The 21,813-nt window shown below is 59.4% G+C and carries 21 protein-coding genes and 6 pseudogenes; 17 read left to right on the top strand and 10 right to left on the bottom strand.

The features are described 5' to 3' along the window. Nucleotides 1-146, top strand: a pseudogene (locus tag KQH60_RS14480) (IS110 family transposase); the annotation flags it as partial. Between the two features lie 616 nt (nt 147-762). Here the strand turns inward: KQH60_RS14480 and KQH60_RS14470 are convergent. Next, nucleotides 763-1,896, bottom strand: coding sequence for an IS110 family transposase (locus KQH60_RS14470; RefSeq protein WP_237577110.1), 1,134 nt, complete (start codon nt 1,894-1,896; stop codon nt 763-765). A gap of 132 nt (nt 1,897-2,028) precedes the next feature. On the opposite strand from KQH60_RS14470, the pseudogene KQH60_RS14465 reads away from it, so the two are divergent. The 3 genes and pseudogenes from KQH60_RS14465 to KQH60_RS14455 all read left to right on the top strand — a co-directional run. Then, nucleotides 2,029-2,223: pseudogene (locus KQH60_RS14465) on the top strand (transposase); the annotation flags it as partial. Between the two features lie 98 nt (nt 2,224-2,321). Continuing rightward, nucleotides 2,322-2,798: a transposase family protein gene (locus KQH60_RS14460; protein ID WP_368669359.1), complete on the top strand. Its 477-nt coding sequence runs from the start codon at nt 2,322-2,324 to the stop codon at nt 2,796-2,798. Further along, nucleotides 2,735-3,916 (top strand): transposase, encoded by a 1,182-nt coding sequence (locus KQH60_RS14455; RefSeq protein WP_237577109.1) that lies wholly within the window; start codon nt 2,735-2,737, stop codon nt 3,914-3,916. The genes KQH60_RS14460 and KQH60_RS14455 overlap by 64 nt, the downstream gene beginning before the upstream one ends. A 54-nt stretch (nt 3,917-3,970) precedes the next feature. Here the strand turns inward: KQH60_RS14455 and KQH60_RS14450 are convergent, their stop codons facing one another. Further along, nucleotides 3,971-4,426: an IS110 family transposase gene (locus tag KQH60_RS14450; protein ID WP_237577108.1), complete on the bottom strand. Its 456-nt coding sequence runs from the start codon at nt 4,424-4,426 to the stop codon at nt 3,971-3,973. Between the two features lie 46 nt (nt 4,427-4,472). Here KQH60_RS14450 and KQH60_RS14445 point away from each other — a divergent pair. From KQH60_RS14445 to rpsU, 3 genes and pseudogenes are all read left to right on the top strand, one after another. Beyond that, nucleotides 4,473-4,925: pseudogene (locus tag KQH60_RS14445) on the top strand (integrase core domain-containing protein); the annotation flags it as partial. 169 nt (nt 4,926-5,094) lie between these two features. Next, nucleotides 5,095-5,382 carry a hypothetical protein gene (locus KQH60_RS14440; protein ID WP_237577107.1) on the top strand — a complete coding sequence of 96 codons (288 nt, stop codon included), beginning with the start codon at nt 5,095-5,097 and terminating at the stop codon, nt 5,380-5,382. A 110-nt stretch (nt 5,383-5,492) separates the two neighbouring features. After that, nucleotides 5,493-5,705: a 30S ribosomal protein S21 gene (gene rpsU, locus KQH60_RS14435; RefSeq protein WP_076794254.1), complete on the top strand. Its 213-nt coding sequence runs from the start codon at nt 5,493-5,495 to the stop codon at nt 5,703-5,705. 19 nt (nt 5,706-5,724) lie between these two features. Here rpsU and KQH60_RS14430 read toward each other — a convergent pair whose 3' ends face one another. The 3 genes from KQH60_RS14430 to KQH60_RS14420 all read right to left on the bottom strand — a co-directional run bounded on the left by KQH60_RS14430 (nt 5,725) and on the right by KQH60_RS14420 (nt 10,984). Beyond that, nucleotides 5,725-6,678 (bottom strand): AEC family transporter, encoded by a 954-nt coding sequence (locus tag KQH60_RS14430; protein WP_237577106.1) that lies wholly within the window; start codon nt 6,676-6,678, stop codon nt 5,725-5,727. Between the two features lies 1 nt (nt 6,679). Further along, nucleotides 6,680-9,136: a mechanosensitive ion channel family protein gene (locus KQH60_RS14425; protein WP_237577105.1), complete on the bottom strand. Its 2,457-nt coding sequence runs from the start codon at nt 9,134-9,136 to the stop codon at nt 6,680-6,682. Nucleotides 9,137-9,736: 600 nt separating this feature from the next. Further along, nucleotides 9,737-10,984 carry a 2-hydroxycarboxylate transporter family protein gene (locus tag KQH60_RS14420; RefSeq protein ID WP_237577104.1) on the bottom strand — a complete coding sequence of 416 codons (1,248 nt, stop codon included), beginning with the start codon at nt 10,982-10,984 and terminating at the stop codon, nt 9,737-9,739. 512 nt (nt 10,985-11,496) lie between these two features. Between KQH60_RS14420 and mscL the strand changes: the two genes are divergently transcribed. The 4 genes and pseudogenes from mscL (at nt 11,497) to KQH60_RS14405 (ending at nt 13,576) form a co-directional block, all read left to right on the top strand. After that, on the top strand, nt 11,497-11,973 hold the full coding sequence (mscL, locus tag KQH60_RS14415; protein WP_237577103.1) for a large conductance mechanosensitive channel protein MscL: 477 nt from the start codon (nt 11,497-11,499) through the stop codon (nt 11,971-11,973). A gap of 165 nt (nt 11,974-12,138) precedes the next feature. Continuing rightward, a pseudogene (locus KQH60_RS14410) lies at nt 12,139-12,459 on the top strand (divalent metal cation transporter); the annotation flags it as partial. Nucleotides 12,460-12,567: 108 nt separating this feature from the next. Next, nucleotides 12,568-12,921: a DUF6306 domain-containing protein gene (locus tag KQH60_RS15115; RefSeq protein ID WP_368669358.1), complete on the top strand. Its 354-nt coding sequence runs from the start codon at nt 12,568-12,570 to the stop codon at nt 12,919-12,921. A 301-nt stretch (nt 12,922-13,222) separates the two neighbouring features. Continuing rightward, a complete protein-coding gene (locus tag KQH60_RS14405; protein WP_237577102.1) occupies nt 13,223-13,576 on the top strand; it encodes a hypothetical protein in 354 nt (117 codons plus the stop codon). 107 nt (nt 13,577-13,683) lie between these two features. On the opposite strand, the gene KQH60_RS14400 is transcribed toward KQH60_RS14405, so the two are convergent. After that, entirely contained in the window at nt 13,684-13,833 is a 150-nt protein-coding gene (locus tag KQH60_RS14400; RefSeq protein ID WP_237577101.1) for a hypothetical protein, read from the bottom strand. A gap of 467 nt (nt 13,834-14,300) precedes the next feature. On the opposite strand from KQH60_RS14400, the gene KQH60_RS14395 reads away from it, so the two are divergent. Then, nucleotides 14,301-14,921 carry a uracil-DNA glycosylase family protein gene (locus KQH60_RS14395; RefSeq protein ID WP_237577100.1) on the top strand — a complete coding sequence of 207 codons (621 nt, stop codon included), beginning with the start codon at nt 14,301-14,303 and terminating at the stop codon, nt 14,919-14,921. A gap of 66 nt (nt 14,922-14,987) precedes the next feature. On the opposite strand, the pseudogene KQH60_RS14390 reads toward KQH60_RS14395, so the two are convergent. Continuing rightward, nucleotides 14,988-15,278: pseudogene (locus KQH60_RS14390) on the bottom strand (MFS transporter); the annotation flags it as partial. A gap of 419 nt (nt 15,279-15,697) precedes the next feature. Between KQH60_RS14390 and KQH60_RS14385 the strand changes: the two are divergent. Both KQH60_RS14385 and KQH60_RS14380 read left to right on the top strand, forming a co-directional pair. Next, nucleotides 15,698-16,321 (top strand): cupin domain-containing protein, encoded by a 624-nt coding sequence (locus tag KQH60_RS14385; protein WP_237577099.1) that lies wholly within the window; start codon nt 15,698-15,700, stop codon nt 16,319-16,321. 25 nt (nt 16,322-16,346) lie between these two features. Then, nucleotides 16,347-16,736, top strand: a complete 390-nt coding sequence (locus tag KQH60_RS14380) for a DUF488 domain-containing protein (protein ID WP_237577098.1) — start codon at nt 16,347-16,349, stop codon at nt 16,734-16,736. A 20-nt stretch (nt 16,737-16,756) separates the two neighbouring features. Here the strand turns inward: KQH60_RS14380 and KQH60_RS14375 are convergent, their stop codons facing one another. After that, on the bottom strand, nt 16,757-17,617 hold the full coding sequence (locus KQH60_RS14375) for a helix-turn-helix domain-containing protein (protein ID WP_237577097.1): 861 nt from the start codon (nt 17,615-17,617) through the stop codon (nt 16,757-16,759). Between the two features lie 330 nt (nt 17,618-17,947). On the opposite strand from KQH60_RS14375, the pseudogene KQH60_RS14370 reads away from it, so the two are divergent. Together KQH60_RS14370 and KQH60_RS14365 are read left to right on the top strand one after the other, a co-directional pair. Beyond that, a pseudogene (locus KQH60_RS14370) lies at nt 17,948-18,377 on the top strand (ribonuclease). Nucleotides 18,378-18,443: 66 nt separating this feature from the next. Then, nucleotides 18,444-18,908 carry a gamma-glutamylcyclotransferase gene (locus tag KQH60_RS14365; RefSeq protein ID WP_237577096.1) on the top strand — a complete coding sequence of 155 codons (465 nt, stop codon included), beginning with the start codon at nt 18,444-18,446 and terminating at the stop codon, nt 18,906-18,908. A gap of 452 nt (nt 18,909-19,360) precedes the next feature. Here the strand turns inward: KQH60_RS14365 and cofE are convergent, their stop codons facing one another. Beyond that, the gene (gene cofE / locus KQH60_RS14360; RefSeq protein WP_237577095.1) at nt 19,361-20,305 is read right to left on the bottom strand and encodes a coenzyme F420-0:L-glutamate ligase; all 945 of its coding nucleotides are present in this window, start codon (nt 20,303-20,305) and stop codon (nt 19,361-19,363) included. A 39-nt stretch (nt 20,306-20,344) separates the two neighbouring features. On the opposite strand from cofE, the gene KQH60_RS14885 reads away from it, so the two are divergent. Next, nucleotides 20,345-21,280 (top strand): IS630 family transposase, encoded by a 936-nt coding sequence (locus KQH60_RS14885; protein WP_255779171.1) that lies wholly within the window; start codon nt 20,345-20,347, stop codon nt 21,278-21,280. Here KQH60_RS14885 and KQH60_RS14345 read toward each other — a convergent pair. Further along, nucleotides 21,277-21,690: a transposase gene (locus KQH60_RS14345; protein ID WP_237577111.1), complete on the bottom strand. Its 414-nt coding sequence runs from the start codon at nt 21,688-21,690 to the stop codon at nt 21,277-21,279. The genes KQH60_RS14885 and KQH60_RS14345 overlap by 4 nt on opposite strands. Nucleotides 21,691-21,813: the final 123 nt, after the last annotated feature.

The following is a 21,813-nucleotide window of genomic DNA, read 5'->3' as shown; positions in this document are numbered from 1 at the left end:
GTTTCGATCATAGGACGTTTGCCAAGCGGCTAGCGAGCGGCAAACTGGTTTGTCATGATGGCACGCCGCTGCCCAGCGAGTTGCATGAACGACTGTTACGCGAAGCGGCCCGCCTGGCACTTGCCGAAGAACAACTCGCGGCACTTTTCTCCTGCTGCACGCGCAGTCGTTCAGCGGCTGGTTTGCCACGGATGTCGGCCTCGATGCCGTAGAGTTGGCCGATCAGTTCGAGTCCGCCATGTGAACAGCATGTGTGCATTGATGCCATTCTCCCGCGCCAGCTTCGCAACCAACACACTAGGCTCACATGCCGCAGCCGCAAGCCGGCGTCAAAACTCGGGTTTATAGTTTGGGCGTCCCTTGCGGCTACTCAGATTGGCTTCTGACTCTGTCACCGTGATGTCCATCAAATCGAAAATGATGGGCACTACTTTGATGTCGGTCCCTGGCCGCCGTCTACGACGGTCGTCGTGAGATGCTGATATGACTTTCCGTGTCAAGTGAAGCGTTCGGTTTTCCGTTTCTGCATAGGCATAGAATTTCCTGAGGGCGGCGTAGCAGTAAGGCCGACGGTGGATCACGCTGATATCCGCGGGTCGGGTACCGCATTACAGAGGTCCGTCATCTGAGCCTGCCACTTTCTTACGCCGCGAATTGACCGATTACGTGTCGTCGCGAAGCATCGTCGTGGGTTGCTCTTGTACCGGGCTACGCCGCCGTCAGGAAACTCTTCAAAGGTTGTGGTTGAGCACGCCAAGCCTATTATGCTGCTCGTGTGGTGCGCCGCGGCAATGCAAGCGACATCGCTAGTTGACCAATATCCCATATAAACCCAGCCAGCTCCCGTGCAACGGCAACGGCCGCGACGTTGACGTTTTTGCCTCTGGCCACCAGCTTGCGATGCTTGCGGCATAACCGCACCTGGGCGTCCCACGCCCGATCGATGATGGCCTTTGGCAAACCTTCCTGTCGCTGCTGTATTTGCGGGCCCACACGCGCCGCATGTCGGTAGCTCCAGGCGGCCTCTACCAGCAACTTTCTTGCATAACTGTTGCCCGTCTTGGTGACGCCGCCCTGGCGTCGCGTCCCTCCAGATGAATGCTCCGAAGGCGTGATGCCGAGCCATGCCATCAGCTGACGCGGATGCTCGAATCGCGACAGATCTCCCAGTTCCGATAGCATCCCCACAGCCGTGATGAACTGGATACCACGCATGGCTTGCAACGCAAGAACCGCAGGATAGAAGTCCCATTCGGTCACCGCTTCGCGCAGCGCAGCTTCTAGCCGATCACATTGGGCCAGACGATCTTCGATCGTGCGCCGATGCTCTTCAAACGCCAGTTGTCGCCAGGCATCCTCGAACGAATACTTACTCAGCCAGCACCGGTGTGCCGCTCCCCAGTCTGCTCGCCCAATGTAATGCACCCCGTGGGACAGCAAAAATGACTTCAGTCGCTGCCGAGCTTGCCGTAAATCACCTCTGGCAGATGCCCAGGCTCGAGCCAGATCTCTGAACGCCTCGTCTTCAATGCTCGGCACGTAGACTGCCGACAAGTCTCCAGCGCGCAGAGAACGCACCAACTTGATCGAATCACGCCGATCCGTCTTCACGCGTTCCCCGGGCTTGCGCGGAATCAATGACGGCGCGCATACCATGCAGTCGAAACCTTGCTTGCTCAGACGCCGATACAGGCCGTAACCACAAGGGCCCGCTTCGTACACGGCGCGCACCTGCTGTGCTTTCGACTGCAGCCGTTTGCATAGGCGAGCGATGTCCGTCGGCGTCGTTCCAATCTTGCCCATCGATTCGACTTCGCCCCCGTTGATGGCATAGGCGACTGTGATCGATTCCTTGTGCACGTCCAAACCAACGTATAGCGTGCTATCGTTGTCCATGCTGGCCTCCGTGGGAAAGTTGCCGGGGTGTGGCCCATGCCCACCCATGCGGCTCTGGCAGTCATGCTAACCCGCGTTGAATGCTCCACGCTAGGCCAGCCACTGTCTCACGGAAAGTCATACTGACTTATCCTCGGGGCATCGCGTCTGATGCTTGAGTTGTTCTGGCGCGAGTTTAGTAACCGGCGGCAACTGGGCGCCTGCGTAGGCTTGGGCCCGCAGCTCTACGATAGCGGACAGAGCCGGATTGATCAGGGGATCAGCAAGCAGGGAAATAGGCGAGTGCGAACCCAGCTCGTCGAGATGGCCTGGTGCTGGTTGCGCTATTTGTTAGCGCCGATGTAAAAATGGCTTTTTCCCACTTTGTGTGAACCTGCAGGTGACAATGAGGATCAAGCCGGTAGCGCATCACTCGGATAATCGGCATGGATTTTTCCTTCCTTCAACGCCTGTTACCCGCTGCCGACATGCGCATTCTCGGATGGGAGATGATCGGCCATCGGCTCATCGTTGCACTGAAACCTAAAGGGTTCGTTGCGCATTGCACGGCGTGTGGAGCGACAAGCTCCCGGATACACGGCTGGTACCGACGACGCGTTGAGGACCTGCCGTGTAGCGGCCATCGCGTCACGCTGGAAATCCATGTGCGGCGCTTTCGTTGCGATAACACGCTGTGTTGCCGGCAAACATTCGCCCAATGCTTTGCGCAATGCGGCGCGCGTCAGCAGCGCCGCACAGTCCGAGCACAGACGGTGCTGTGGCATGTGGGCTTGGCGCTCAGTGGTGCCGCGGGTGCTCGCCTGGCGCAGCGGCTGGCATTTCGATCAGCGGTGAAACGATGCTTCGTTTGCCCAAACGCAACGGCCAAAAGCACGTCGCGACGACATCCAACCCTACCATAGTGGGCGTCGATGACTGGGCATTTAAACGTGGTCATCGCTATGGCACCCTACTGGTCGATCTCGAGCAACGGCGCCCATTGGATCTGTTGCCCAATCGTGATGCAACATCGGTGGCGAACTGGCTAACACGGAACCGTGCAATCCGCATCGTATCGCGCGATCGCGCTGGTATTGACGCCGAAGGCATCACCCGTGGCGCGCCGCAAGCCATACAAGTGGCCGACCGATGGCATCTATTGAAGCATCTTGGCGATACCATTGAGCGCGCGCTGAGCCGCTGCCAGCGGCCTATCCGCGAAGTTGCACGCTCGCTCGATCACGAGCACGCTTGTGCCACATTGCCAGCGATCGAATCGAATCCACCCTGCGTGGCAACCACATCGCGCGCAAAGGAGCAACAAGCGCAGCGGCGCGAAGCGCGGCTCGCACGCTATGAATCGGTCATGCACCATCATCAAAGTGGGATGGCAATCCGGGCAATTGCGCGCCTTACAGCATTGGACCGGCGTACGGTGCGGCATTGGATCAACACCGGTGGGTTCCCTGAGCGGGCGCAGCGGCCATCCGCAGCCAGCAAGTTAGATCCCTATCGAGCATATCTTGCCCAGCGCTGGCGTGAAGGCGGCCAAAACGCGGCGAGGTTGTATTGGGAAATCGTGGGCCAAGGGTTTAACGGCGGTTGCGGCATCGTACGCCAAGCCCTTCAACCTTGGCGACAAGCCTGTGCAATCACGCAGCAGCAGCTGCGTACTGCCGTATTAATGTGTCGGGGCACGGCCGTGCTCACCGACGACGATAAGCGGCACGTCCAGCGCTTTGTTCAACGACTCGGCGAGCACAATCCCCAGATAGCCACAATCCGGCGGCTGTCGCGCGAGTTCACTGACAGGGTCAAGCGCCGCGCACATCAAGCGTTGGCAAGCTGGCTGCGTCAAGCGCTGTACCAGAAATGCAGCGGTTTGCAGCGGGCATTGGCCACGACTACGATGCCGTACATGCTGCACTGCTCACACCCTACAGCAATGGCATCGTCGAAGGCCATGTCAATCGGCTCAAGTTGCTTAAGCGCCAAATCTATGGCCACGCCGGCTTCCAACTGCTTCGTACTCGCGTGTTGAATCGGTGCTGACTTGTGACGTGAAACTTCACACAAAGTGGGGAAGAGCCAAATTTCAAATGCGCTTGGCACCTCTGTCCAGTAGCAGCCCGCGAATCTGATTGGTCAGCGCAAGGCGTTGCTGTAGCATCCGCTCCCGGGCGCGATGCAGGGCCTGAACGTCCATCTGGTCTTCCGTCTTGATTGGCACAAAGCGCATCGTTGGCAAACTGACTGCTTCGGCAATCGCCTGTGCATCATTGAAGTCGTTCTTCTGTGACTTGATTAATGGTTTGACGTATTGGGCGGGTAGAAGCTTAACGTTATGCCCGAAGCTTTGAAATTTACGGGCCAGATACTGAGAGCCACAGCATGTCTCGATTCCTACCAGGCAGGCCGCATGCTGGGCCATGAATTGCAGAAACTGATTGCGATTGAGTTTTTCGCGCAAGACAGTATGTCCCGATGCGTCGCATCCAACAACATGAAACCAGCGCTTACCGAGGTCGATACCCAGTGTAGTCGCGTTCATGGCTACCTCTATTTGAGCAATGTACCACTACGATAGAAGAAGCGGGTGGACAATACCATTAGTCGCTGACGCACTGTTTGACGGTCGGCGTTTGCGTACGCTGAAAATTGTTGACAATGATACGCGCGAATGCTTGGCCATCGAGGTAGGTGCCACGCTGCGTGGTGAAGACGTCGTGGCGGCGCTGGATCGCATCGCTGCGGGTCGGCCGTTACCACGCTTTATCAAGGCGGATAATGGCAGCGAATTTATCTCCAAGGTGCTCGACAAGTGGGCGTATGAGAGAGGCGTTGAGATCGATTTCTCTCGCCCTGGCAAGCTAACCGATAATGCGAAGAACGAGTCGTTCAACGGGCGCTTGCGTGAGGAATGCCTCAACGCGCATGGGTTCTTATCGCTCGAGGACGCCAAGCGCAAAATCGAGACTTGGCGTCAGTACTATAATGAGATGCGTTCCCACTGTGCACTGCAGTGGATGACACCTGCCGAGTTCGCCCGCCAGTGCAGGCCCCGGGCCGATTTGGCCCACCCCAAAGAGCCGGAGATTTCCACTTTAGAACGGCCTGATTTGAGGTTGCCCTCACCCATATTCTCAGAGCGCCAGAATATCGGGACCCGCTCCGTGATTTGCGTGTATAGTGGCCGATGTCCCCTGTCGAGGAGCGACTATGTCGACACCGCTGCGACTTCTATACAAGGGGTTCGAGCTTCGTCCGCTTGTTTTCGCGCGCCAATTCAGCCGTTTCGACGGTCACCTGCGCTATGCCGAAGGTTATGATGTTGCTGTGCGCATCTGTCGTCTGGGAACAGACGGCGTCGTGGGCGCGGGCCGCGTGTTTAAGATGGACCAGGAACATGCGTTTGCTGATTTCGGCGTGGCCCGACGCGCCGCTTGTCAGCAAGGGCAGGACATCATCGACGGCAAGGTAGACGGCGCGTCGGTGATCGACATGTGAGCGGGCCAGCCGTTACTTGCTTTGGCGGATGTTTCGCACGAGTATACGACGCCTTGGGTTTCGTACAGGCGTGCGGTGCCTTTTTCTCCCATTGAACTTAAAGGAATGATTTGACCACTGTTATCCCGAAGCCTAATGAGCCCGTCGAGGTTGCACTCCGGCGTTTCCGCCGTTCGATCGAAAGCACTGGTTTGATCAAAGAGTTGCGTGCCCGCACGGCATATGAAAAGCCCACCGCAGAGCGCAAGCGGAAGAAGGCCGCCGCCGTGGCGAGATTGCGCAAGCAGATTCGCCGCTCGTTGCCGCCCCGGAAGTTGTATTGACGCTATCGCGCATGGCGAGTCAGCTGCCCGGTGCGTGCATCCAGTACAGCAGTAGCGACAGCGACACCAGGGAGCCCATCGTGGACAGCAAGATCGTCTGCGCTGTCACGGCGGCTTCGCGGCGGTAAAACTCGGCTAGCTTGTACGGCCCCGTACCGGTGGGCAACGCGGCGAGCAGCACGGCGACGTCGGCCAGCGGCGTGGCGAGGGCGAACACGTGGACTGCCAGCCACCATGTAAGCATCGGCTGCACGAGCAGCTTGGCACCGGTGAACACGAGCGCCGCGCAGGTCGTTCCGGCCGCCGGCCGGGGCTCGGCCAGGAACAACCCGAGGCTCATGAGTGCGCATGGACTGGCCGCGCCGCCTAGCAGTTTCGTGAACGCGGTCAGGCCGGGCGGCAGCGCGATCGCGGCGCCGGAGACGAGCGCGCCGACGACGGGTGCCATGGCTAGCGGATTTTTCACGAGTGACCACGCCACCTTCGCTGCGAGCTTGCACGGCGCGCGTTTATTTTGCATGCCGATTTCCACCAGCACGATTGCAACGGTAAACAGTACGCAGGTGACGATGACCGTGGCGATCGTGGTCGGCGCAACGCCAGCATGGCCGAACGCGAGCAGGGCAACGGGGAAGCCGAGATAGCCGGTGTTCGGATACGATGCGGCGATTGCATCGACGCTGGCGTTTGCCAACGGCCGCCCCGCCATCAACCGCGCAGCCAACACAACGGCGAACACCGCGGCGCAGCTGACAGAGAACGTGGCGACCAGCGCCGGATTGGCCAGCTGCGCCCAGTCCGAATGGGCGGTGATGTTGAACAGCAACGCTGGCAGCGCGAGCCGTACGACAAAACGGTTCAATTCAGACGCGGCCGTCGGGCCAAGCAGTACGCGCCGACGACACACGAAGCCGGGCACCTGATCGGCGCACCAGGACGCGCGTCTAGCGTTCAGTCCACCCTTCGACGGCATCCTACCGGTTCGAGGACGTGCTCGCGTCCGGCCCGTTCGGCTGCGTGGCCGTCGCGCGCGCATCGATGACGAAGTTGCGCTGTGGATTGGCCAACTCGATGCCCCGTTCCGTGAAACGATCCAAAATGCGCCGGTTGAATTCACGCTGAACCGGCCAGCGACGGGTATCGCGGCACGCGATCTGACCGACCAGCGTAATGCTCGCGCCATCAATCTGGTCGACGCCCCAGAAGCTGAAGTCGGATAAGATGCCATCCTTGAACTTGTCATCGCTGCGCAACTCGGCGCCGATTTCGACCAGCGTCTGGATCGCATACTGGACGTCTGCCCCTGCTGCGATCACCACCTTCACCGCGGCGTTGCCGATGCCGCGATGGGTGTTGTTGACCGTCGTGACAGAGCTGAATGGTACCGTGTGCAGCGAGCCGTCGCCGCCGCGCAAACGGACAGTGCGAATCGATAAATACTCGACAGAGCCCGATACGCCCGCGACCGTCACCCAGTCGCCAACCTGCATTGCGTTTTCCAGCAATAGGAAAATGCCGGTGATGAAGTCTTGCACCAGCTTTTGCGAGCCGAAGCCGAGCGCGACGCCGAAGATGCTCGCGCCGGCCAGCAGGGGGCCCGTGTTGACGCCGATTTGGCTCAGCGCGGTGAGCCCGACAATTATTAGGATCGCAATGAACAGCGTGGTACGCAGCATCGGCAATAGCGTGCGCAGCCGCGCCGCCCGGATCACGTCACCAGCCGTGGTCCACCGCTCGAGCCGACGCTCGGCTCCCACGTTCGCGATCTCCCAGACCAACACTGCGACCAGCGCCGCGATCGCGATTGTTACCAGCGCCGAGCCAAGCCGGTTGCCGATCGGATTGTAGACAAGAAACGTGCCGACGTGCAGCCCCCATATCGATAGCAGCACCAACAAAGTGGCTACGCCGATCACCACGGACAAGACTTGACGCAGCAGCGGATAATAGCGGTATGCACGCCGACGTCCGACGCTGGAAGTGCTGTCATCCAAGTCGTGTCCAAACACGCGTCCGAGTGCGCCGAACGCGACAATAGCGACAACGCGCGCGGCGAGCAGCGCGGCGAGTGACAGCCCGCCCAGGTGCAACACCCGCTCGTAGCCGTTGCGCACGTCGAGCGCCCAGACCAGCCACAGCGCGAGGATCACGAATACCGTCGAGCCTGCCCAGATGTCTGCCAGCCAGTGGCCCAGGTAGGCGAGCGTTGGCCGTTTCGTGAAATAGCCACGGATCGTGCGTGCCACCGGCACCCGGCATTGCAGGATCGCGGTCGCCGCCATGATGTGTACCGCTAGCGCGACTAGTTTGACGAGTGCCAACTGCGCCTCCGGCGTCATGCCGAGCCGGCCAGCCGCACCCGCTAATGCTCCGCCGACCCCTGCGATGACGACCATCCGAGTCATCCAGCGTTGTGCAAACGACGCCCAGCGATCCCGCAAAGGAAGTAGCCGCAGGTGTGGCGCGTTGGGCGCAAAGAGAAATGCGCATGCGAGCAACACCGCCCGCCCAATCACGTACGCGTCAACGACCGCGCCCACCGCGCTCGCCGCCTGCGTGTTGGAATCGTCCAACACGGACAGCAGCATGGACGCACACAGCGCAAACGCGCTCAACGGTACCGCGCCAAGCAGCAAGTGGACCAGCGCGCGGGGTAGCACTTGCAGGCGACTCCAATGATGTGCCGCATGCGACGCGCACGCTCGCGGCGAGCCTGCGTCGCTGGGCCGGGTGCCACTTTGAGGCGATGGGGTAGGCGGTTCATGCGGTGTGGCGTGATGAGCCGTCAGTGCGCTGCGTGAGCGCCGCACTGCTCGTCGCACCAGCATTTCGAGCATCAGTGACGGCACTAGCGCGGCAAGCAGCAGTTCCAATAGCCCTAGCAACGCATGCCTGCCCTGTGGGCTAGATAAATGCCACGCCCACCATTGACGCACGGATGGAAAGTCGAGCAATGCCGAACTCGACAGGCGCACGCGCTGCCCGAAAGTGGAAGCGGACTGTGCGATGTGTCGCGATAACTGTGTCACCAGTCCATCCGTGTCGAGTGCCTTGGCCAACGGCCCAGCGGGTCCACTAGCGGCCGACGGCACGCTCGCGGCTACGGCAGAGGGCGGCGCGGCCGGGCTTGCCAGCGTGCCCGCCGCGGCGATTGCCCGCAGCGTGTCTTCGAACTGCGCGCGGCGCCGAGGATCGTTCAATACTTGCAGAGCGGCACGCGCCTGCTCCGGTGTGAGCGCGACTACGGCGTTGCTCGCTGGCGAGGCTGACGTGCCAGATGACGGTGACGCAGCAGCACTAGGAGCGGGGGTGGGCGCCGCGCTCACTCGCACGGCGAAAAATAACGCGGCTACCATCACTGCGAATACGATTGCAACCCAGGCAAGCCGACGGGCGGGTTGGCAAAGTGGCGGGCGGAAAAAAACGGGCATGGTAGGGATTCAAAAAGGCACAGATCGACTACGATAGCATTCGCGCAGAGAAATTCACCCTCGACGCTACTTCAGGCCGATGCAGCAACATGTCGATGTCCTATTGCTGCGGTAGCTGCATTGCAACAGATACATTGGACACACCAACAAAACCGGTGCCGATTAGTTAAGCACTTTCTGCTATTCGAATCATCAAGTGATTTTGTCCTGTTTTCAAGCAGGCCTGCGTTGGCGGATGAATGCAGGGCAATGGCGTTGGTTCGAGAGTGGAGTAAGAGAAGGGCGCAGTCAAGCTATTTGCTTGCCTCTCCTCCTCGAACCGGACTTGCACTCTTTGGCACATCCGGCTCTGCGTCTAAGCGTTGCTCATAGCAAAGGCGACATCTGCATAACGTAACTCAAAGATGTTGCATGTCGGTACTCCTTCCACGGAATCTTCGTCACCGGCCGCACATGCGGCTGCGCGGTCCGCGCTTGCGAATGATATTGCATAATCGAAATCGCACATCATTATTAAATATAATTTAATTGGTCTCTATATAAATTGTTTAGTATTTATTTTAGGTCGCTGGCGTAGACAAAATGTGTTCGTTTTGCGCATCAAACACATTGGTCCAACAATAACAGCGCTACCACCACTGTCAGCGCTCCACCGATACGAGTGGCAAGTTGCGCAAACGGCATCAATGGCAGACGGTTGGCCGCGGTGAGAATTGCCAAATCCCCGACACTACCCATGCCACTATGACATGCGTTGATCAACGCGCTTTCAATCGCCGGCAGCCCCGTCCAACGTCCGATGAGAAAGCCGGTTGTCATCAGGACAAGCACCGTGACAAGTGCTGTGACAAGGTGCACGGGACTCAGAGCGACAATGACTGCATCCCATGGCATCAATGTGATGCCAACACCACATAGCAGTGGATAAGACACCGCGCATGCGAAAAAACGATAATTCCAGTGCGCGCCATGTTCGAGGTGAGACGGCACAGCACCGACTAGCTTAATCAAAACGGCGAACCCTAGCATGCCGATCGGTGCGGGCAAGCCCGTGAAATGTTGGATAACCAGGCCAGCAAAATACAAGCTGATGGCAATCGTTGCGGCCGCTGCAATGTGCTCAATGGGAACAGACTTGCGGCATAACAGTGTAGTGTTACCCGCCGTCGTTAGCCAAACCTGGGTGTTTTGGGGCCAACTTCGGCTCACTCGATGCAGTATTGCGGCACCAGCGATGGCCCCTAAATTACCGAGTACGATCGCCGGCACCACTTGCGCGAACAATTGGCCTTGTGGTTGTTGTAATAACGCGGCATAGCCGATTGTAAGTGGAATCGCACCTTCGCCGATGCCACCGGCCATAATAGGTACAACAATGAAAAAGAATGTATCGTGCGCACTTAAGCCGAATGCAACGCCCGTTGCGGTGCCAGCCAATGCAGCAGTCACTGAACCGGCTACAACGGGGACGCAAAATCGCACAATGCCTTTGATCAATACTTGCCGATCCATACCCAGTAGGCAGCCCGCGATCACGAGGATGCAAAATAGATAGAGGATATTCGTTGCCGCCCACAGTTCGCGGATTGAAATAATTAAGTTTTTTGGCAACCATTGATGATGGGTCAAACAAGAGGGCAATAATAGTGTCACGATCACCGGGCCACCCATGTGACGCAGCACGGGCATTCGGGCGCCGATTTCAAAGCAAGTGAACCCGACAACTGCAAGCACGGCGATGAGCACTGGCAATTCGCTCGGTAGCTTCTCAAGCGCAATAAGTGCACTTAAGCATGCGAGGATGAGCCCATACGCTGGCACTGGGATAATACCAATATGTCGCTTCATCAGCCGTTGCCAACACGCAGAGACACAGAACCCTCGTAAACGGAAAAGAAATGCTTGACGAAGAAACTGCCGAGTCAAGCGACCAGCAATAGGCGGCATAGCCATGGCTTGGCTCCTTGAGCAGAATTTTGTATTGCCCCTTGCCCTGCAGGGACGCAAATCGATCGTGTTTGACAAACTGAACGCAAGAAACTGGCCTGGCCGAGATACTGCCAGCCCGGGTCCGAGTGCAACCTTGGCCGTGTGCTTCAGATCGACCCATCGCTTGTTTAGCATCGTCCCTATCTTGTTGCGCAACGACACCCAATTTTTCCAGTAGCCTATCGCTGGCAGAATCCTGCGAGATTTCGAGGGCCGGTTGGCGGCAGGTCTTGTCCATCGACGAGCTGAGTTTCGGCGCGGATAACTCGGACACAGCGAGCTTTCCATGGGTCGTTGATTCACTGACGCGAATCGACCGAGCCGGGCACGCGGATCGCTTAAGCGCCCGGGATATTTTTCCGGAGCATGAGATGGCTCAACTCATCCAAGAATTCAAGCAGTTCGCGATCAAAGGTAATGTGATGGACCTGGCCGTTGGTGTGATCATCGGCGGCGCATTCTCGACGATTGTCAATTCGGTGGTTAAGGACTTGATCATGCCAGTCATCGGTGCCGTCACGGGTGGGCTGGACTTTTCAAACAAGTTCATCCGTATCGGACACGTTCCTGCTACGTTCAGAGGCAATCCCGATTCGTACAAAGATTTGCAGGCGGCAGGCGTTGCGGTGTTTGGCTACGGGGCCTTCATTACAGTGGTATTGAATTTTCTGATCCTGGCGGTGATCGTCTTTTTGCTCGTCAAGGCGGTGAACGAGTTGCGCAGGCTGGACGTGTATAAGGCTGAGCAGACGCCTGCCGCTCCTGCGCCGCCATCCGAGGATATTCTACTGCTGCGCGAGATCCGTGATGCTTTGAAGCGCGGCGACAGCGGCGTCGAGCGCACATAGGGCGCTCGACGCTGTTGGCCTGGCCCACCAACGCGCAGCCCGTCACCATCGCTAACGGCGTGAAACTCCATATCGGCGCGAAAACTGCTTTCTCATCGCTGCCGGCACGCGACAGTGTCTGCGACCGTCGTCTAACGCGAGGTGGGGGAGCCAGTGAGGTAACCGATCTCCGAGTCGTCGCCGGCTGACGAGAAGCGGGGCCCATGGGTGCGCCGTCTTGGCCCGGGCTGAGTCACAGGCGCCGCTGATGACGATCCGAGTGGAATTGGAACGTACTTGCAGGCAGGGGCTCCATTGGGTTTCGCGTTGCTGTGGACATTATTGCTAACCTATCCGCTCATGGCGGCAATTCAATGGGTTTACGCGCGGATGGGGCAGGTCACCGGACATGGACTGGCGACGAACCTGCGCCGACATTATTCAGCGCCGGTGTTGTACACCACAGTCCTGCTCGCCAATACGATCAACATTGCCGTTGACCTAGCGCAATAGTCTGATATTGGATGTCAAGCTCGCAAAACCGTTGCGCCGTGATCAACGGTTTGACAGCCGTGCCGGTCATGGCACGGCTGATATCGCGGCCAACGCTGGGTCGTGCGGCGGCTCTCTGCGCTGCTGCCGACGATCCGCGACGCACGACTGCGCAGCGATCTGCAGGCCATGCTGGCTGCCCATCAGCGTAACATCTTGTGCGTCGACGCACGCGCTGGCAGGCCGCGGATGGCCCGGGCAGGCTTGTGTCGCAGCGACCTGCCGCGCCGCAGTAGCGCCCCGGGCCGCCGCGCCTGCGCCGCGACGATGACGGTGGCCTGCATTCGACACAATACAGGCATTCGAGCATTAGCATGCCAAGCCGGTCCGGCGCATCGTTACCAACGCGTTGAGTGTGGACCCTCGTTTCTCGACACGTGCAATCGTGTCTTCGGCCATGGGGTCGAACGGCAGTAACCGCTGTCGTCTAGGGGAGGACACTGCATGCCATAACTCGCACGTCGCAGGGCGGCCGCCGCAAGGTGGCGATCACAGCGTGTCCGTCGTGGGTCACGCGCTGCGAGCGGCAAGCCGGTACGGATATTGCGTTCGTCTGCGTGCTCGACGCGTCGCGTCGAGCCGTGGCGCCCGGATTGGCGTTTTAAAGCAGCAGGGTGGCGGGTAAAGTGTCGATTGTGGAGACCAAGCCACCACCCGTGCCACTTCATTTCCCGGACGATGTAGTTTTTCCTCAGTCCGGGACCACTAAGGTAGGGAGATGAACAACGGCTTGAATTCACGAAATACCGGCGTCGAGCACGCCTGCACATCGGTTGCCGCCACGCTGCGCGAAGCGGCCTGGCAGGGTAGTCGCCACGCGCGTGCGGCTCAGCCCGTCACGGTACGGCTCATAGTAAGCGCATCAACAGGCGAGTTGCGGATCATTGCAGTGTGGGCAGCGTTAGGCGCCTATGCCGGCTATGTCATGCGGAGCCGGATTCGCTGCAACCGCGAACGCACCATGGATATACTCGAACTGGACTTTCGCGATATACCGGATACCGCGCTTGTGGACATCGCAGCCCATCTGTGCGCGGCGCCGTGGGTACAGGACGCGCGCGTACAAGGGTGACGCCGGCATATAACGGCCGAGCGGCCGCCGTGGCGCTCGTCAATCCAATGATGGCGGGCAGGCCGCGGTGGCCCGGCGTGCGCGCTGCCAACCGCGACAACTGTGGACTATTGGCTCGCCCCGGACGCCAGCGCGACCGTGCCGTTCGTACCGCCGGGCGCGACCTCGGAATTGTCGGCGTGCTTACCTCTTTTGATGACAGTGGCCAGCGCGGCCATTAACGTGGTGAATAGCACGTCAACAACGTGTCGTTTCATCGCGGGTTTTCCTGGACGAGTGTCGTAACGAACGCTGCAACATACGTACCTGGTGGCTCACTCATTGACCCTCCTCTTGAATGCGCCGTAAACCATGCGTTGGCCTTTGGATGGCATGGAATCGTGTTTGCGAGACAGTCTGGGGTGGCCCATCACCGCCTTGATGTCCGTGTCCCATGCCGCGATGGCTATTGCCGCGGCGTTCGCGTTCGCGTGCCGGAGGTAGGCTTCACGGTTGCATGCGGCACGGGAACAACAACGAATCCATCGATGTAACTCATCCGCCCTGACCGAGTAGAAGGACACGTCGCGGACAATAGATTGCCCCATTACAAGCCTATCGGCGGATATCTGCGTGACACACTGGTCGCCGTGTTGGCACGATGACGCATCGCCGGCACGCGGCGATGGCGTCGGGCTTGCCGCGGGTGTATGCTGCCCACTGGTTTGATGTGTTTTGAAGCGGTATGAAGCTCCTGCGGTCCCATCCTCGATATGCGTCTCTGGACACGTTGCTGCGCGACGTGCGCGCATGCCGTGTCTGCGATGCGCAGTTGCCGGCCGGCGCACGGCCGGTGGTCAGGGCCAGCCGCGATGCGCGTCTATTGATTGTCGGCCAGGCGCCGGGAGCAAAAGTTCATGCGTCCGGGGTGCCATGGAACGACGTCAGCGGCAAGCGGTTACGGGACTGGCTTGGCATGACCGAGGACGAATTCTACGATACGTCTCGCGTCGCGATCATTCCGATGGGCTTCTGCTACCCGGGTCGGGGTGCGAGCGGGGATAATCCCCCACGACCGGAATGTGCGCAATTGTGGCTTGAACCACTGCTGTCCCACTTGCCACGGATCGAGTTGACCCTGTTAGTTGGACACTATGCGCAGCGCCATTTCCTCGGCTCACGGTGCCAGTCGTCGCTGACCGAGACGGTCCGCGCGTGGGCTGAGTACGCTCCCGCGTATGTGCCGCTGCCGCATCCGTCGCCGCGCAACCAATTATGGTTCAAGCGCCATCCGTGGTTCGCCGATCAAGTGCTACCCATGCTCAAGCAGCGCATCGTGGCGTTGTTCGGCGTGCCACCACGCTAGCGGGCCGTGGCAGGCGTTGTGGCGATCGGTCATTGGTGCCTTGAGCCAACTTCATCATGCCATCGCACCATCAGACATGCCACACAGTACAGACGTGCCAGTGAAGACGATGTTGGCCCCGCCGTAGACTGTTGACGCGCCGAACCAGTCGGCGATCTAGCCGCTGACCGGAATGAATACCGCCAGCGCCAGCATGTACGTGGTCATGCCTAGGTTCAGTGCATTCGGGCCGACGCTGAACGTGCGCGCCATTGACGGCAACGCGGTTGCGATGACCGTGGTATCCAGGTATTCCATAAAAAAGTTTGCCGCAACGATATACGGCAAATAGCGCGCATGCGGCTGTGCGGCACTCATCTTGCCCGTTCCATCTCCCTGTTGTCATGGCTCGACCGAGCAGCGCCGATGCGAGCCGCTGGCCGTGGCAACGAACCAAGGGTGTTCCAAGATGCCGCGCCGTGGCGTACCGCGGTGATAATCCACAAGCGATGGAATGCAAAGAAGCGCATCATAGGCGTTGGATGGTAGGCGGCATCGTACTCGTCGCGGCGCGATGGGTGCCGGGCGACGCGAATGTGGATGGGGCCAGCAGGCGATTGTGCCAGTGGGTGCAAGATTTTGCGCTCCAGCGTGCAAGGCCACTCATGCAGGCTACGCCGGCTAGGACGCTGCGACCTGGTACGAACCGTGCGTCCACGCTGGCGATGTGCGATGAGTAGAAACGATGTGCGATGAGTAGAAAACCGGATCGGACGAAGACTCGAGGGAGCACCGTTATGCCACGTCCTTTCTACTTGCGCCGCGCGCCGCGCGGCTCAGGCGTTGAAGGCGACAACCATGCCCGTCGCGGCGGCGCGACCTCGGCGCGTCCGCCCAGCGTGTCGTACGCCCCCGTGCCCACGCCCGAAGCGTTTATATTGCCACCGAACGACTGGATACCGAACAACGACCGCCTGCCGGTGCTGCTGTACCGCGCAGGTCTCAGTCCGTATGAGTACGATCTAGCGGCGCGTTTTGAAGCGACCTTTGCCCGCTATGGCTGGCCACCGCGATGGCGGGACGGCATCTACGATGTCCGGCACTTTCACTCGAGCGCACACGAGGCGCTGGGCATCGCGCAGGGCGTGGCCAGCGTCGAGTTGGGCGGCCCCGACGCACGCGAGGTGCAACTGGAGCGTGGTGACGTGCTCGTGCTGCCAGCGGGCACGGGTCATTGCTGCCTGTCGGCCAGCGAGGACCTGGTGGTGGTGGGCGCTTATCCGGCTGGGCAGCAGGAGGACATCTGCCGAGGGCCAGTGTCGGATGATGCGGTGCGGGCCATGCGCTCACTGGCGGTGCCTGATAGTGATCCATTGGGCGGTGCCCACGGCCCATTGACGCGTTTATGGCGCGTGGGATGACACACCCACACAACAGGAGTGAGCGATGAGCATACGAATCGTACAACTCGGCTCGCCGCGCGCTGATGACGAGGGCCTGCGCATTGGCACGGTGCGCAGGCCGCCACGCGGCGTGCCCAAGGCTGAATTCGCTCGACGCGACTACTACGACGTGTGGTTGCCGATTCTGTCGCCGGACGCAGACGGCGTGGCGCAGGCGAAATCGGCGCGCGGTCAAGCCGAATGGAGTGCGTTCGCCCGTAGCTTTCGTGCCGCCATGAACAGCGGTGACGCCAGCAAGGTGCTGGACGTGCTCGCTGCGCTTTCCAAGTCGACAAACTTCTCGATCGGCTGCTATTGCGAGGACGAAAGCCGTTGCCACCGCACCATTCTGCGCGAACTGCTGAAGGCACGCGGCGCGCAAATCCGGTCGTGAAGTGCTGGCCGCCTATTCTTTCAAATCGTCGGCCACGGTGCCGGCGGCCAGGCCGAGCCGATCGGCCCGGCCACCTCATCGGGCTCGAAGAGCTGCGCCTCGCGCGCACTGGACGCACCGTCCTGCCGTGTGAAGAACGCACGGGGGCTCTGCCCAAACGCGCGACGAAACATCGCCGAGAAAGCACTTTGGCTCTGATAGCCGAACGCATGGGCCACGCGCGCAAGTGGATACCCTTGACTGAGCAGCGGAATCGCGCGCGCCAACACCGCCTGCTGCCGCCATTGCGAAAAACTCACGCCTAACTCCTGCCGGAACAGCCGCGCAATGGTCCGCACGCTGGCGCCCACCCGCGCAGCCGCCATTTCGAGCGTTTGTGCGTGCGCGGGATCGGCCAACACAGCCTCGCACAGTCCCCGCAGGCGTTTCTCGGCCGGCAGCGGCACGCCAAGCGGCAATGGTCGGGAGCGCATCATTTCGTCCAGCAGTAACTCGCACAGCAACGCTTCGCGCCGCCCGGGCAACTCGCGTGCATCGAGCGCCACAATCACCTCGCGCATCAAAGGCGAAACTTCGACGACCCGGCATCCGCTGAGTCCCCCCGGACACGCGGATTCGTCAATATAAATCGTGCGCAGGAACGCGTCCTCGATGACATCAACCTGGTGCGGCACGTTCGGCGGTACATACACGGCGCGCGATGGCGGCACGACCCAGGTGGTGCTCATACTGGTCATGCGCAACACGCCGCGCGACGAGTAGGCCAGTTGCGCCCACGGATGCGTATGGCCCGCAAAACCATGGCCGGCCGGCATGGGCCGGGACCGGACCCGGATCGGATGATCGTGAGTCGGCGCATGATGCGGTGGAACGTCGGTCATCGTCAGGACCGGGGTGTCGACAGAGAGCATGGCGCTAACAACGGCATAAACAAAATGAAATAATGACGTAGTTTTACAGCGATTTGGATCGCTGATAAGCGGTGTCATGATGGTCGCCGGGTGCCGCGTATAGCGTACGCGGACAAGGGCTGGCACGGGCCGGTCGATTTATGCGTTGAACAGCCGTTTTTTAGCTTCATCCGCCTGAAGGCCTTCACCGTCATGGCATGCACACTATGCTACTGGGCGAGCGGCCCGGCCGTGCGCCCGTGCTGGTGAAAGCCCATGGCGCGCAAACGGTATCGGGCCGCTCTTATTCCAGGAGATACGATGGCAACGTTGGCCACCCCGGATCTGTGCGACGCCTATGAGGACAACTTGGCCACCGGCACGCTGCGCGTGTTGACGTCGGTCTTGCGTGCCTTTGGGCAGACGAGCACATTCGCTGAGCCTACGTCGACGCTGAAGGTGTCCGAGGACAACACGCTGGCACACGCGGCGCTGGAGGAAAAGGCGACGGAAGGGTGCTGGTGGTCGGCAGCAGCAGCGTGCGTTGCGCGCTTGTCGGCGGCAACCTCGGCGTGCTTGCCGAGAAAAACGGTTGCCTCGTCTATGGCGCGTTGCCGGACATACGCGAGTTGGACGCATGCGAAATCGGCATTTGCGCGCGGTGCACCCATGATGCAGCCCAAAACGAGGCGTCGGCGAACGGGACGTTGCCGTCGTGCCCCCTAGTGTCACGACCCGACTGGGCGAGTGAATCCATGAGGATGCGGATGGCGTCCTCGTCTCCACCATGAAGCTAACTTGAGCGAGAGAGACCATTATGCTGAACGTCTTTGTCTATGGAACACTGCGCGCGAATGAGGCCAACGATATTGGCTGCGCCGCCCAACGAAGCGGTACCGCGCAGCCGCGCTGGCTTGGTCGAGGTAGTGTAAAGGGCACGCTGTACGACCTCGGCCCGTACCCGGGCTTGGTACCCGATACGGCGGCCGGTGAGGTCTACGGCGACGTGTTCGAGATCGACGAGGCGCTGTTACCGGTGCTGGATAAGATCGAGGCGGTATTTCCACACCATCCACGCGAGTTTCAGCGCAATATGATTCAGGTTCAACTCAACGGCAAGCTGTTGTCGTGCCAATTCTATCCTGTCGATGTAGCCTCGACGGTAGGACGTCCGCGCATCGAATGCGGCGACTGGGTCGCGCACCGCCGGATGCGCGATCGCGATGCTCAGCTGGGCGAGGCAGACGTTGCGTTGTCCAAGGTGGCCGAGAGCGCGGCGTAGCCATAAGCCGTGCGTGCCGGGCGGTATCGACCGCCCTGCCAATCATCCATCCGTTTTGGGCGACAGATGCGCCAGGTGGCGCATCAGCGGGCCGTACACTGGGACACCTGGCGTCAGGATCATTACGCCATCGCTGAAATCCTGGCCCTGTTTGAACCGGACCCAATTCACTGTTTCCACTGGCTGGGCCCGGCCGAATAATTCGCCTTCGCCTGCTCTAACGGAAACTGCAGCGCGCGCGCTTTGAGCGCAGCACGCGCTTGGGGTGGTCAGCACGTGAAGTAGGGGCCTAAGCCCTGAATGGCCCGGATGATTAGTGGCAAATCTGTTTCATGTCGGCTTCGGACAAGCCTGTCATGCGCCTTACTGTCCCGCGCTCCAAGCCGTTTTCTAGCAACGTGCGCGCAATCTTTCTTCTCGCTCGGCGAGCGTTAACATTAGGGTTGTTACGCTTAAGCTGATTTCACTGCTATTGTGGAAGAGGTTTTGCGAAATAAATCATCTTCTTTGGGACGAATAAGCTGCTGGGTTGTTCCCTCAGTAGAGGGTAGATCTGCACCTCGGATCATGACAACAGGCGCGCCCTCATCGGCTTGTCCCATCATAAAAGAAGCTGCTGCTGCGAGTTCATCAGCCACCGCAACCCGACTTGTCTGTAGCACTCGTCCAAACAGATCGGGTTTCCCAATATAATTTTTAATTGGCGAAAAACCAGCTATACCGATTGTAGTGCCTATCGAGCCACAGCGCCATCCTCTGCCAAAGCTGTCGTTGATAATGATGCGGACATCGGCGCCGCACAGGTCATGAAGCTGCTTTTTCAGTTGGCGTGCGCTGCTATCGGGATCCTTTGGGAGTAAGAGTACAAGGCCGTCATCACCCACATTTGAATGATCAATACCGGCATCCCCCATAACGAATCCGAGACGGTGCGCAGTAATCAGTGCATTTTTCCGACTGTATGCAATCACTTCGTCCGACTCTGAAAGGACGACTTCAACGTGCCGTGGATCTTTACCGACTTGTTGTGCCAGGTCGATGGCTTGCCTGGAAGGGGTGACAGAAGATAGCGCAACCCAGCGTCCCTCAGCTTTAGAAACGATCTTTTGAGCAAGCACCAACACATCGCCATCTGATAGAACGATACCATTCTCGCTGAGTGCCTTAGCAATGATCTGGCCAAGATCATCACCCGTCTTTATCAGAGGGATGCCAGGGATGGCGGATATAGTCATGCTTCTTACATTTTGCGCAGTGGTGTTGCTCATCCCTTGGAGCTCCTTATCCATTGAAGTGTTCAAGAAATTCGCATAAAAAAAAGACAAAGTCAATAGCTCAATACAACTAAACTGGTAACTAGTATCGCGTCCCAGAAATAGCTTTACATAGATTTGCATTGCTTTAGGTGATCGAGTCATGGTGGACAGGAGACGATCATGGGGCGCAAGGGAATCGAGGTTATGGTTTCGGAACGGGAGAGGAAACAATTGTTGTCGATGAGCCGCTCGCGTTCGCTGCCTCATTCTCTGGTGCGTCGAGCCAAGATCGTCTTGATGGCCGCTGATGGGCATACGAACCAGGAAATTGCGATGCAGTGCGAGGTGACGTCACCGGCGATCACGCATTGGAAAAAGCGGTTTGTCGCCAATGGGCTTGCCGGTCTGCATGATGAAGCCCGCCCAGGCCGACCGCGCGCGCACGACGACGAAGCGGTAGCGGAGCTGCTGGCCAGAGTGCTGCATGAGAAACCGAATGGAGCCACGCACTGGAGCGTGCGGTCTGCTGCTGCGCAGACCGGGATTTCGAAGAGTTCGGTGGCCCGGTATCTGTCGCTGTTCGGTGTGCAGCCGCACCGCTCAAAAAGCTTCAAGCTGTCTAACGATCCGTACTTCGTTGAGAAGGTGTGCGATATTGTCGGGCTGTACCTGAGTCCGCCGACCCATGCGCTCGTGCTGTGTGTGGACGAGAAGAGTCAATGCCAGGCACTGGAGCGTACGCAGCCCATGTTGCCAATGGGATTGGGCTATCTGGAAGGTGTGACCCAGCGCTTTGTTCAACGACTCGCCGAGCACAATCCCCAGATAGCCTCAATCCGGCGGCTGTCGCTCGAGTTCACTGACATGGTCAAGCGCCGCGCACATCAAGCGTTGGCAAGCTGGCTGCGTCAAGCGCAGGCCAGCGGTGTACCAGAAAGGCAGCGGTTTGCAGCAGGCATTGGCCATGACTACGATGCCGTACACGCTGCACGACTCACACCCTACAGCAACGGCATCGTCGAAGGCCATGTCAATCGGCTCAAGTTGCTCAAGCGCCAAATGTATGGCCGCGTCGGCTTCCAACTGCTTCGTACTCGCGTGTTGAATCGATGCTAATCCACAGTACAAACTTCACACAAAGTGGGGAAGAGCCAGAAGTGACCCACTGGTGCTGGCGCCGATATCTGCACAGGCGGCGCAGCGACAACAGGTACAAACGCTGGTGTGATACCCACATTCGAAGGACTTCTCACAGTTCCCTTGGCAACGTCGATCGCAACATTGTCGATCACCATCGGTTCTGTATCCCCAGGCGCGTGCGGAACCTGTCGTTGCTGATAGCGTGTAATCCACCGGCGCAACTGGTTGGGGGTGATGTCGTGATCCATGGCCGTGCGCGCGACCGATACGCCGAGCTTCAGACACAGTGTCACCAACTCGTGCACTGCCTCTTCATCAAATTCGCGCCGACCATCCCATCGTCGCCCAACCACCAGCCTGCTTCGTAAGTCTGATTTCTCTGTCATCAAGATCTGAGTGGGTAATCCCCCCAAAAAACCGGTGGGAACAGAAGTAGAATTTTCTTGTTAAGGGAGTTCTACGCAATGAAGAAGTCGAGATTCACGGACAGCCAGATCATGGAGGCGCTC

Origin of the sequence: Mycetohabitans sp. B8, assembly GCF_021991875.1 — a bacterium.
Classification (GTDB): Bacteria; Pseudomonadota; Gammaproteobacteria; order Burkholderiales; family Burkholderiaceae; genus Mycetohabitans.
This window is presented reverse-complemented; position numbering and strand designations above follow the sequence as displayed.